Source organism: Erwinia sp. AC075, assembly GCF_979253995.1.
This window is the reverse complement of record NZ_CEEDEU010000001.1, coordinates 2734376-2746192: the sequence shown is the minus strand read 5'-3', so window position 1 is coordinate 2746192 and position 11817 is coordinate 2734376. Positions and strand designations below refer to the sequence as shown.

The following is an 11817-nucleotide window of genomic DNA, read 5'->3' as shown; positions in this document are numbered from 1 at the left end:
ACCGTTACCGCAAGCAAGCCCGTTAACGCTCGGCCCTTGTTATCATTTGTTTACCGACTAACAGCAGTTATTAGTCTGATCCGATTGAAACTCACTACCAAAGCCCCTATAACTGAATGACACAATGATTCATTCAGCAGTAACTAAGGCCAGGCGGTAGAGTGCGAAGAAAGACGTATGCCATGAGATATGTAGCGGGACAGCCAGCGGAACGCATTTTTCCGCCCGGTGCCATGCTGCACGTTGGCAAAGCCTTGCCGCCGGGAACGCCGCTGACGACAGAGTCCACGCTGCGGGTGCTGGTGTGGAACATCTTCAAACAGCAGCGTGCTGACTGGCTCTCCGTCCTGCAGAATTTTGGTAAGGATGCGCACCTGGTGCTGTTACAGGAAGCGCAAACCACGCCGGAGCTGGTGCGCTTTGCTACCTCCAACTATCTGGCTGCCGATCAGGTTCCGGCCTTTGCTTTGCCTCAACATCCATCTGGGGTGATGACGCTGGCTTCTGCGCATCCCGTCTATTGCTGCCCGTTACGCGAACGCGAGCCTTTATTAAGGCTGTCTAAATCGGCGCTGGTGACGGCTTACGCCCTGCCAAACGATCAGATGCTGATGGTGGTGAACATCCATGCCGTTAACTTCAGTCTGGGGATTGATGTCTACAGCAAACAGCTGGGGCCGATTGGCGAGCAGATAATTCATCATCGCGGCCCGGTGATTATGGCGGGTGACTTTAACGCCTGGAGCCGTCAGCGCATCAATGCGTTATATACCTTCGCCCGCGATATGGGGCTGGAAGAAGTGAGTTTTACCGACGATCACCGGCGCAAAGCCTTTGGTCGTCCTTTAGATTTCGTGTTTTACCGCGGTCTGGGCGTGGCTGAAGCCTCCGTGCTGGTCACCCGCGCCTCCGATCACAATCCCCTACTCGTTGAATTCCATCCCGGCAAGCCTGCGCTTCTCTAGGGAATGTTCGGCCTGCCGTCACGGGCAGGTCGACCTCACGTTCTGCCCATAACTCCAAAAAAATCAGTAAGGAACACAGAGATATGGCTACACATCATCATGATAACGTCGACAAACAGTTTGGTGACCAGGCAAGCGCCTACCTGAGCAGTGCCGTGCACGCCAGCGGCCGCGACTTAGTGCGTCTGGGTGAACGTCTGTTTGCGGAAAAGGATGCGCATTTACTCGATTTAGGGTGTGGTGGTGGGCACGCCAGCTATATTGCGGCTCAGCATGTTAAGCGCGTGGTGGCATACGATCTCTCGGCGAAAATGCTGGCTGTGGTGGCTGAAGCGGCAAAAGAGCGTGGCTATGAGCATCTGTCGACAGTGCAGGGCTATGCGGAATACCTGCCATTTGCCGACGAATCCTTTGATATCGTCATCAGCCGTTATTCAGCCCACCACTGGCACGATGTCGGACGGGCGCTGCGCGAAGTGAAGCGCATCCTGAAGCCAGGCGGTAAAGTGATCTTTATGGATGTGAACGCGCCGGGCAATGCCGTGCTGGATATCTGGTTACAGACCGTTGAGGCGCTGCGCGATACCTCCCACGTCCGCGATTACAATCCTGGTGAGTGGCTGACGATGTTCACGGAAGCCGGACTGGCAATCACGGCCGTCAGTCATGACCGCCTGGATTTGGAGTTCAGCAGCTGGATTGAACGCATGCGCACGCCGAAGGTGATGGCGGATGCCATCCGGGCTTATCAGCAGTCTGCTTCTGAAGAAGTGCAGCGCTACTATGCTCAACAGCCGGATGGCAGCTTCAGTACCGACGTGATCTTTATCGAAGCGTTTAAGCCCTGAATCAAAACGGCCCCGCAAGGGGCTGTTACTCAACCAGTGCCACGGCCCGAATCGGCGAGGCGGAAGCGCCCTTAATTCGTAGCGGCAACGCCATAAAGATAAAGGCTGTCGGCAGGCTTCGCAGATTGGCCAGATTCTCAATAATCAGGCAATCGGCACCCAACACGGCAAGGTGCGCGGGATGCGCTTCATTACTGTAGCGATCGAGCGACATCGCATCCGTTCCGAACACCGTCACGCCTTTATCTATCAGATACTGCGCGCCTTCTCCTGACAGTCCTGGCCAGTTCTGCAAAAACGCCGCCTGATGCGGTCGGCAACGCCATTTCTCATCATAACCGGTGCGAAAAATCACAATATCCTGAGCCAGAATCTCGCCATGCTCTGCCTCCCATGCGGCGATCATCTCGCGGGTGATATCGGCGTTTTCCGCCAGATGGGACATATCCAGGCAGCGTCCGCGTCCCGTCAGTTGCTGCACGTCCACCTGTTCAATCGTCTTGCCACCCTCAATAAAATGCACCGGCGCATCAACGTGCGTACCGCAGTGATCTCCCAGGCTTAGCTGGCAGTTATAGTTGCCGTCTCCGGCAGCGTAATCCTCCGCGCGGCTACAGAAAAACTTGCCGTGGGTCGGCCAGACGGGCATGAATTCCTCATACTGGTGGTTCAGCTCGATGAAACGGTGTTGACGCAATACGCTAAGCAGATCGTGAGTCATATCAGGCCTTATTCAGGTTGACGGTTTCTTTGATAAACCACAGTGGGGCGCAGGAGAGCAGCAGCACGCCGACAATCACCAGATAGTGAACGGTGAAGCCATAACTGTGAATGATCCAGCCGCTAACGGGCGCAACCAGAATGCCGGCAATGCCGACGGCGAGGCCAATCATCAGTCCCATGCTGGATGCGGCGGCACGCGGCGAGGAGTCAATCAGTAAAGCGTAGGCAACGGGATAGGGAGAGTTGCGGAACAGCCCCCAGAAAATCAGGATCGCCCAACCCAGCGCGGCAGAGTGGATAAACATGCACAGTGCCGCCGCCAGGATCCAGCCAGCAATAATAAAAGTCAGCGAGCGTTTGCGTCCTTTAACGTCTGAGAAGCTGCCCCACAGGATCTGGCCAATCCATCCGGTTAAGCCAGAGGCACCCGAAATAATCGCTGCGGTGGAAAGGTCCAGTCCCACTTCGCGGGTCAGTTGCAACGTCAGGAAGTTAGCAATGCCCATCTCGGCCCAGGTAAAGCCAAAAATCAGCAGGATTGCCAGCTGGCAGTTGCGGTTTTTCAGGCAGGAGACCGCGTTGGACCAGAGAGAGGCGTTCTCTACCGTTTTTTGCAGAGATTCGGTGACCGGCGGCGTCAGTTTGTTTTCAACAATCCAGTCATTCACTTTCTGATGATTTTTGCGGGTGCCGATAATCAGCTGGGCAATCAGGATCACCAGACCAATCAGCGGGATAAACAGAAAGGCTTCGCGCCAGGTGGCAAAAGCCAGAATGGCAGCGATCAGGATTGGGCCGATAAACTGTCCCAGCGGGAAGCCGGTATGGTGCACGCCGATAGCAAATCCACGGTTCTCTTTCTGCCACCATTCGCCCAGCAGCGCGACGTTAATCGGTTCTGAGCCGCCGGTGCCCATCCCCATCGCCACTCTCAGCGCCTGAAACGCCCCGAGAGACTTGCAGAACGCCGTAGCGACACCCGAGACAATCTCAACCAACACCGCGACACACCAGCTGTAACAGCGCTTGTGACCGGTGCCGACCCAATCCGAGAACAGCCCGAAAAGCACGGCGCCGGTTAAGGTGCCGACAAAACTTAACGAGTTGAGCCAGCCAGCCTGCACTTCGGTCAGGTTGAAGGATTTCATGATCGCCGGTAGCAGGGTCGGCAGAATAATCCTGTCGATGGAGTTCATCAGGATCGCCAGCGTGGTGATCACCAGCATCCACCAGGAAAGCGGGTGGGCTCTCGGCAGGAAGCGTAAAAGCCCACGCCGGGGTGCCTGCGCGCCAGCGGCAGCGCTATCCTGAGTCGTTTGATGTTCAGCCAGTTCAGAAGAAGGGAGTGTCATATCTCGTGCCTTTCAATGTCATCGTTGTCTGCGGCCGTCAGTAAACGGTCCGCGCCCTGTTTTACGCTGTTTCTTGTTATGTATGCCGAAAATAGGAGAACAAAAAATAAACAAGTTGATAACATAGACACTGAGATTACTACCATACAAGCGCTGATTGACGGTTACTGGATCTTGATCACAGTTGTACCAGCAAGGATGCGTGAAGCCGCGAGGCGATCACAACGTGGAGCGAAGGGGAGTAAGGGGAAATTCAGGGCATAAAAAAAGCCAATCCGCAGATTGGCTTTTTATCGGTCTCAGTCTTAACTGTCTGGCGTACTGGTGTTGCTTACAAACAGCGTCAGCTTGTCGCCTGGCTGGATGTTCTGTGAGCCACTGGTGTTCCAGCGCATCACATCTTTAATCTCAACACCGTGCCCTTTAGCAATGCTGGCCAGAGAATCACCTTTACGAACTTTATAGGTGATGCTGTTGCCATTATCGGCCAGTTTGGTGGCGTTGCCGCTACCGCCCGTGCTCAGGGTCTGCCCTGGTTTGATACTTGCGCCACGCAGGTTATTTGCGCGCTGCAGGTCTTTCACCGAGACGTTCAGACGTTTAGCAATTCCTGACAGGGTATCGCCATTGCGCACCTTGTAAGAACCGGCTGTCGTGTTATTCGCCAACGCTGTTGGCTGCACGGCAGCAATATCGCCTGTTGCCAGCGAGTTACGCAGCTGCGCTACGTTCGACTTCGGTACCATAATGTACTGAGGTCCACCTTTCGGTGCCGTAGTGCCGCGTTTGTAGCCCGCGTTAAAACTTTTCAGCTTGCTCAGTGACATGCCCGACATTTCTGCCGCCTGCGTCAGTTCAATCTGTTGGCCCACATCGACACGTGCCAGAGCACGGGTTTCGTTAGGCGCCGGCAGACGTAAACCGTAACGCTTGTTGTTCTTCAGGATATCTCCCAAAGCCAACATTTTTGGCACGTAGACCGTGGTTTCGCGTGGCAGAGATAAATGCCAGAAGTCCGTCGGTTTCCCTCGGGCTTTGTTGGCTTTTACCGCTTTCATGACGCGTCCTTCACCGCTGTTATAGGCGGCGATGGTCAGTAACCAGTCACCGTCAAACATCTTGTTCAGACGTTCCATCATGTCCAGCGCAACCTTGGTGGAAGCCACAACATCGCGGCGTCCGTCATACCACTGGCTCTGCTTCAGACCGTAGTTTCGCCCCGTCTGCGGTACAATCTGCCAGATGCCTGCGGCATTGGCGGCTGAGGTCGCATGGGGGTCAAAAGCGCTCTCCACTATGGGTAGTAGTACCAGTTCCATCGGCATTTTACGTTCTTTAATCTGCTCGACAATCCAGTACATATACGGCTCTGCCCGTAATGTTACATCGTGGAGATAGCTCTTGTTGCTTAAGTATTTCTGTTTTTGTTCGCGTATCCGGGCATTATCCGGAACCTTCATCTTCAGCTCGGTACTGATGAGATTCCACAAATCTTTATCCTGCGTAACGCGGGTTCCATCATCCTGCCAACGCGGGGATAACAACCGATCTGTGTCCTGCTCTGCTTCATTCTGACCTGCCGAAGACAAACTCTGTGCATGCTGTTCCGGGATGTTGGTGTCATGCTTTGACGCCTGGCAACCCACCAGCAAGACCGAGGCGAGTAATATCGCTTTAGCCTTCATGTGTGTGTCATTCTTCGCTTAAAAGACGAGCAACTATACTTGCTCGCCCATAGCAACACAACCCGAAAAATCAAAAACGGTCTTTCTTCTCGCGTAGAGTTGCAAATACTTGCCACTCATGTTGTGGAGATGTTTCATACCCTATAAGTCTTTGTAAATCAGGTTCTTGCGTTCTTAAAAAAACATTAATTTGTCGCTCTAATTCCAGCTTTGTCGGCACGGAAACGCCGTTTTTCGCGCGTAACTCCTTAATTTCACGGTAATAGCTCTCTATCTTCGCATCCTGCGGTAAAACGGCATGCGCAAAGGTTAAATTCGATAAAGTATACTCATGCGCGCAACATATCAGTGTATCGGCGGGTAGCTCGTTAAGCTTCTGAAATGATTCAAACATTTGTTCCGGCGTGCCTTCGAATAATCGACCGCAACCACCAGAGAACATCGTATCGCCGCAGAAAAGGTAAGGGTGACTGAAATATGAGATGTGTCCTAAAGTGTGACCGGGTGTGTAGATCACGCTGAATTCGGTATCCAGCACGGTAACTCTATCCCCTTCACTGACGATCGATGTCGCCCCTTTATCGGCGGTTTCATTCGGCCCATAGACCGTCATTCCCGGATATTTCTCCAGCAATTCTTTCACGCCGCCAACATGATCGTGATGATGATGAGTAAGCAAGATCGCCACGGGCTGCCACTGGTTTTTTGCCAGAACGGAGAGCACCGGCGCCGCTTCGCCTGGGTCAACGATCAGGCACTGGCCCTGTTCATTATTTAATGTCCAGATGTAGTTGTCCTGAAGTGCCGGAATGCTGGTAAGATTCATCATCGCCTCTTTTATTGGCTGAAATGGAAAGAGAATGGTAAAGCATGAAGCCCGCTAAAACACGCCAAATTCGTCAGGTGCCAGACTCGTGGGCAGAGATCCCATGGGGAGAGTTTTATCGTGATGCCCTCAACAAGCATCTCCAGCCTTGCCTCGCCAAACTCTACGGTTTTCATCTGTTAAAAGTGGGCCATCTTAGCGCCGAAATCGACACCGAAAGCTGCGCCATCTCTCATCAGGTTAACGTGGGATTAAGCGGCGAAGGGCTGCAGGTCAAGGCGGATCCGATGAGCCTGCCGTTTGAATCGAAATCCGTTGATGCCTGTCTGCTGGCACATTGTCTGGCCTGGAGCAGCGATCCGCACCGCATTCTGCGGGAAGTGGATCGGGTACTGATCGACGATGGCTGGATCATTATCAGCGGCTTTAACCCATTTAGCGTGCTGGGGATCGGCAAACTGATACCGGGCATCCACAAGCGCGTGCCGTGGAACAGTCGGATGTTTACGCAGATGAGGTTAATGGATTGGCTGAGCCTGCTGAATTACGAAGTGGTTCAGCGGACGCGGTTCCAGGTCGTGCCGTGGAACCGGCAGGGCGGCAAGGTCATCAGCACGCATTTTCCGGCGCTGGGCTGCCTGAGCATCATTGTCGCGCGTAAGCGCACCTTCCCGCTGATCATGAATCCGGCCAAACGGGCCGCGGCGAAAAGAAGGATCACCTCGGCGGTTGGCGCAACCAGCCAGTTTCGCTCGCGGCAGGGACATCAGGATTCTGACGTGTAGCCCACATCTTGCTGAGTCGGGTTGCCTGCGGCCGCGCGGGCTAACTCGTCACACTGTTCGTTCTCGACGTGTCCCGCATGACCTTTAACCCATTCCCATTTGATCTCATGGTGGCTCAGGGCGCTGTCCAGCCGCTTCCACAGATCGACATTCTTGACCGGTTTCTTATCGGTGGTTTTCCAGCCGCGTTTTTTCCAGTTATGGATCCAACTGGTGATGCCCTGGCGAACATACTGGCTGTCGGTGCTGAGCACCACTTCACACTTCTGCGTTAAGGCTTCCAGCGCGACGATAGCAGCCATCAACTCCATGCGATTATTGGTGGTTAAAAAATAGCCTTCGCTGAAGGTTTTTTCGTGCTTACCATAGCGTAAGATAGCGCCATAACCGCCCGGTCCGGGGTTGCCAAGGCAAGAACCGTCGGTGAAAATTTCTACCTGCTTAGTCATCTCTGGTAGACTCCCTGCTGAAAAACGCCAAGTCTGACATAAACGGGTCCTATGAGCACAGTAAATACAACGCGTCAGATCGTACTCGATACTGAAACCACCGGTATGAATATGATTGGGGTGCACTATGAAGGGCATCGCATCATTGAAATCGGTGCCGTTGAGGTCATAAACCGCCGTCTGACCGGCAATAACTACCATGTTTATCTGAAGCCCGATCGGCTGGTGGATCCGGAAGCTTTTGGCGTTCACGGTATTGCTGATGAATTCCTCGCCGACAAACCCACCTTTGCCGACATCGCCGACGGGTTCCTCGAATACATCGATGGCGCTGAGCTGGTGATCCATAACGCGTCGTTTGATATCGGCTTTATGGACTACGAGTTTGCCAAGCTTGGGCGCAATATTCCGAAGACCGAAACCTTCTGCCGCATTACCGACAGCCTGGCGATGGCGCGCAAAATGTTTCCCGGCAAGCGTAACAGCCTTGATGCGCTCTGCTCACGCTACGAGATAGATAACACCAAGCGAACCCTGCACGGCGCACTGCTGGACTCCGAAATTCTGGCGGAAGTGTTCCTGGCGATGACCGGTGGCCAGACGCTGCTGAAGTTTTCGATGGAAGGCGATCAGCAGCAGCAAAGCAACGGCGACACCATTCATCGCATTACGCGTCCGGCCTCGGGGCTGGTGGTGTTATCGGCGAGTGAGGCGGAAAATATGGCCCACGAAGAGCGGCTGGATCTGGTGATGAAGAAGGGCGGAAGCTGCCTCTGGCGCGCATAAGTGCTGAAAATCACGGATTAAATCAGCGAAAAGGCGAAAAAACAGGCAGTCGGTTGAAAACCCCGATAAAAAGCGTTGACGGGGGGAAGGGCTGGCCGTAATATTCGCCCCGTTCCCGACGGGGAACATCGGTGGAGCGGTAGTTCAGTTGGTTAGAATACCTGCCTGTCACGCAGGGGGTCGCGGGTTCGAGCCCCGTCCGTTCCGCCAAGTATTCAGAAAGCCTGATTCAGCAATGAATCAGGCTTTTGTCGTTTTTGGAGACGGTAAAACGCCGTCCCCTCTTTTATTAACGCTTCTCTACCGCCACCTTACGGCCATAGCTCTGGCTGCTGACCACCCGATCTTCACGCGCAATCCAGCGATAGAACCCGCCAGCCAACGCCACGCCAATAAACCAGCTAAAGTTTGCCACGTCATGCAGCGAAGGAATAAAGCTGATCACCAACCCAATCAACACCGACGGGACGAGGGCGACGATGGCTTTCGGGTTGAATCCACCGCGATACCAGTACTGGCCCTGAGGCGTATCATCAAACAGATCCTTCACGGAAATCTGGCTGCGTTTAATCAGATAGAAGTCGCACAGCAGGATACCGAACAGCGGACCAATAAAGGCACCCAGTACGTCCAGCGTGTAGTGGATCAGCTCAGGGGACTGGAACAGGTTCCACGGCGTTAACAGCACCGAACCGACCGCCGCGATCATGCCGCCGGTGCGGAAGCTGATTTTCTGCGGCGAACAGTTGGAAAAGTCGAACGCCGGGGAAACAAAGTTCGCGACGATATTGATGCCGATCGTGGCGGTGATCATCGTCAGCAGACCAATGGCGACCGCCAGATCGTTGCCGACGCGGCTCACCGTTTCAATCGGATCGGTGATCATATGGCCGAACAGCGACTGAGTCCCGGAAACAATCACCACCGTTACCACGGAAAACAGCAGGAAGTTGAACGGTAAGCCCCAGCGGTTGCCGCGACGGATTTCATTCATGCTCTTACCGTAGCGCGAGAAGTCACCGAAGTTCAGCAGTGGGCCAGAGAAGTAGGAGACCACCAGCGCGGTCGCGGTAATCATTTCCCACACCTGCTGGCCACCGGTGAGCTGCTTGCTGGCCAGCGTCAGCGAAATACCGTCAAAGCCCGTCTTGTACACAATCCAACCGGCCAGCGCCACCATCACCACATACACCGCCGGACCGGCGATATCGATAAAGCGCTTAATGGCGCTCATGCCGTGCCAGAACACCATGGCCTGCGCCAGCCACATAATGCCGAAGCAAATCCAGCCCAGCTGAGACAGACCCAGCCAGGACGCGTGGGTCATGGCGGCCAGCGACGGCCAGAACTTCAGCGACACCAGCATGAGCGCATTGGCGGCGAGATAGGTCTGGATACCGTACCAGGCAAACGCAATCAGCCCGCGGATCACCGCCGGGATATTGGCACCAAACACACCAAAGGCCTGACGACAAATCACCGCATAGGGTACGCCGGCCATCTGGCTCGGTTTGGCGACCAGGTTGGCACAAATCTGCACGATGCAGATGCCCACCAGCAGGCAAAGCAGCACCTGCCAGCTTGCCAGCCCGAGCGTAAAGAAGCTCGCGGCGACCACATAGCCACCCATACTGTGTACATCCGACATCCAGAAAGAAAAGATGTTGTACCAGCTCCAGTTCTGGTCGCGAGTCGGCGCCAGGTCTTTGTTACACAGCCGTGGGCTGTAGTTTGCGTGGGCTTCAACCGCCGACGCCTGGCTGACATTCTGACTATTTGGCATGAAACCTGCTCCTGTGTAGGTCACTAAACGCAAATCGGTTTAGGAAGACATTGCAGGAATCAGGCCAGAATCGTTTTTTTGTATACAAAACTTGAGATTCATGTGTACGATTCTTTACGGAACTGATGTTTACCGGAGTGGGTAATGAAGAGTGAAACCGGCCTGAAAACGGCCTCTGACCTGAACGACAAGGACGAGCCGATCTATCAGGCGTTGATGTCGGCCATTGTGGAGCACCAGCTGCCACCGGGCAGTAAGCTGCCGGAAGAAGCGCTGGCGGAGGTGTTTGGCATCAGCCGCACCGGGATCCGCAAAGTGCTTCAGCGCCTCGCCGCGGTGCAAATGATCGTCCTGACGCCCAAACGTGGTGCACAGGTAGCGACACCCTCAGTGGAAGAGGCTCAGGATATTTTCCGCACCCGAGCCTTACTTGAATGTGCCAATCTGCCGGCGATCCTCGCACGTTGCCAGTCGACGCACCTGGTGGCGCTGGAGAAACTCAATCGCCAGGAACAACAGGCGCACGAGGCGCACGATGGCCCGGCCGCTATCCGCCTTTCCGCCGCTTTTCATATTCAGCTGCAGGCTATCTCAGGCAATCAGGTACTGACCGAAATGGTGACGCGATTAACGCAGCGATCGTCGCTGGTGATTGCGGCGTATGGCGCGCCGTGGCAGCAGGGCTGCCGCTGTGACGATCACGATCGGCTGATTGAACTGTTGCGACAAAAAGCGCTGCAACCGCTAACTGACGCAATGCAGCAACATTTCGCGCATATCGTAGACAGTCTGCACTTTGAACGCAGCGGCGAGCAGCTGCCTGACTTTGGCCGCCTGTTTGCCGGCTTTGGAGCGAAAGCATGAGCGCGAAGCAGATCGTTCAGGTGATTAACCCGAACACCAGCCAGGCGATGACCGCGACAATCGGAGCCGCAGCACGCGCCGTGGCCGCGCCGGGAACCGAGATCCTCGCGGTGTGCCCGTCGCAGGGCGTGCCGTCTATCGAAGGGCATTTTGACGAGGCTATCGCCGCCATCGGCGTGCTGGAACAGATCAAGGCGGGCCGTGAGTTGGGCGTCAGTGGGCACGTGATTGCCTGCTTTGGCGATCCGGGGCTGCTAGCCGCCCGCGAACTGGCTCAGGGACCGGTGATTGGTATTGCCGAAGCGGCGATGCATATGGCGACGATGGTGGCGACCCGCTTCTCTATCGTCACCACCTTGCCGCGTACCTTAATCATTGCACGGCATTTGCTACAGCAGTATGGCTTTGAACAGCATTGCGCCGCGTTGCATGCCATCGATTTGCCGGTGCTGGCACTGGAAGATGGCACCGGTCTGGCGCAGGAGAAAGTGCGCGAAGGCTGTATACAAGCGATGAAGCGAGACGGCAGCGGTGCCATTGTGCTCGGCTGTGGTGGCATGGCCACGCTGGCGCGTGAGTTAACGCTGGAACTGGGTATCCCGGTCATTGATGGCGTGGGAGCCGCAGTAAAAATGGTGGAGTCGCTGGTGGCGCTGGGGTTATCGACCAGTAAACACGGTGACCTGGACTATCCTGTAAGAAAAACCCTGTCGGGTCAGTTTGCCTCTCTTAAACTGGATTAAGTCGTCCC

At 54.9% G+C, this 11817-nt stretch carries 12 protein-coding genes and 1 tRNA gene; 7 read left to right on the top strand and 6 right to left on the bottom strand.

Going from position 1 to position 11817, the window contains the following annotated elements; translation table 11 throughout:
- The first annotated feature begins 161 nt into the window (after nt 1–161).
- On the top strand, nt 162–965 hold the full coding sequence (locus tag AC0IXH_RS13115) for an endonuclease/exonuclease/phosphatase family protein (RefSeq protein ID WP_013200876.1): 804 nt from the start codon (nt 162–164) through the stop codon (nt 963–965).
- 83 nt (nt 966–1048) lie between these two features.
- The gene (locus tag AC0IXH_RS13110) at nt 1049–1813 is read left to right on the top strand and encodes a class I SAM-dependent methyltransferase (protein ID WP_471720550.1); all 765 of its coding nucleotides are present in this window, start codon (nt 1049–1051) and stop codon (nt 1811–1813) included.
- Nucleotides 1814–1838: 25 nt separating this feature from the next.
- Here AC0IXH_RS13110 and AC0IXH_RS13105 read toward each other — a convergent pair whose 3' ends face one another.
- The 4 genes from AC0IXH_RS13105 to gloB form a co-directional block, all read right to left on the bottom strand.
- Nucleotides 1839–2534 carry a cyclase family protein gene (locus tag AC0IXH_RS13105; protein WP_471720549.1) on the bottom strand — a complete coding sequence of 232 codons (696 nt, stop codon included), beginning with the start codon at nt 2532–2534 and terminating at the stop codon, nt 1839–1841.
- 1 nt (nt 2535) lies between these two features.
- Complete coding sequence (locus AC0IXH_RS13100) at nt 2536–3888, bottom strand: MFS transporter (protein ID WP_346596403.1); 1353 nt, start codon at nt 3886–3888, stop codon at nt 2536–2538.
- Between the two features lie 305 nt (nt 3889–4193).
- Nucleotides 4194–5573 carry a murein transglycosylase D gene (gene mltD / locus AC0IXH_RS13095; protein ID WP_013200880.1) on the bottom strand — a complete coding sequence of 460 codons (1380 nt, stop codon included), beginning with the start codon at nt 5571–5573 and terminating at the stop codon, nt 4194–4196.
- Nucleotides 5574–5643: 70 nt separating this feature from the next.
- Nucleotides 5644–6399, bottom strand: coding sequence for a hydroxyacylglutathione hydrolase (gene gloB, locus AC0IXH_RS13090; RefSeq protein WP_338575409.1), 756 nt, complete (start codon nt 6397–6399; stop codon nt 5644–5646).
- Between the two features lie 44 nt (nt 6400–6443).
- On the opposite strand from gloB, the gene AC0IXH_RS13085 reads away from it, so the two are divergent.
- Complete coding sequence (locus tag AC0IXH_RS13085; RefSeq protein WP_013200882.1) at nt 6444–7184, top strand: class I SAM-dependent methyltransferase; 741 nt, start codon at nt 6444–6446, stop codon at nt 7182–7184.
- Here the strand turns inward: AC0IXH_RS13085 and rnhA are convergent.
- Complete coding sequence (gene rnhA / locus AC0IXH_RS13080) at nt 7166–7633, bottom strand: ribonuclease HI (protein ID WP_041691914.1); 468 nt, start codon at nt 7631–7633, stop codon at nt 7166–7168. The genes AC0IXH_RS13085 and rnhA overlap by 19 nt on opposite strands.
- 51 nt (nt 7634–7684) lie before the next feature.
- On the opposite strand from rnhA, the gene dnaQ reads away from it, so the two are divergent.
- Together dnaQ and AC0IXH_RS13070 are read left to right on the top strand one after the other, a co-directional pair.
- On the top strand, nt 7685–8419 hold the full coding sequence (dnaQ, locus tag AC0IXH_RS13075) for a DNA polymerase III subunit epsilon (protein WP_013200883.1): 735 nt from the start codon (nt 7685–7687) through the stop codon (nt 8417–8419).
- 133 nt (nt 8420–8552) lie between these two features.
- Nucleotides 8553–8629, top strand: a tRNA-Asp gene (locus AC0IXH_RS13070).
- Between the two features lie 79 nt (nt 8630–8708).
- Here the strand turns inward: AC0IXH_RS13070 and AC0IXH_RS13065 are convergent.
- Nucleotides 8709–10202: an NCS1 family nucleobase:cation symporter-1 gene (locus AC0IXH_RS13065; RefSeq protein ID WP_151038192.1), complete on the bottom strand. Its 1494-nt coding sequence runs from the start codon at nt 10200–10202 to the stop codon at nt 8709–8711.
- A 144-nt stretch (nt 10203–10346) separates the two neighbouring features.
- Between AC0IXH_RS13065 and AC0IXH_RS13060 the strand changes: the two genes are divergently transcribed.
- Nucleotides 10347–11066, top strand: coding sequence for a GntR family transcriptional regulator (locus tag AC0IXH_RS13060; RefSeq protein ID WP_053141653.1), 720 nt, complete (start codon nt 10347–10349; stop codon nt 11064–11066).
- A complete protein-coding gene (gene hpxA / locus AC0IXH_RS13055; RefSeq protein WP_471720548.1) occupies nt 11063–11809 on the top strand; it encodes an allantoin racemase in 747 nt (248 codons plus the stop codon). Before AC0IXH_RS13060 ends, hpxA begins: the two co-directional genes overlap by 4 nt.
- Nucleotides 11810–11817: the final 8 nt, after the last annotated feature.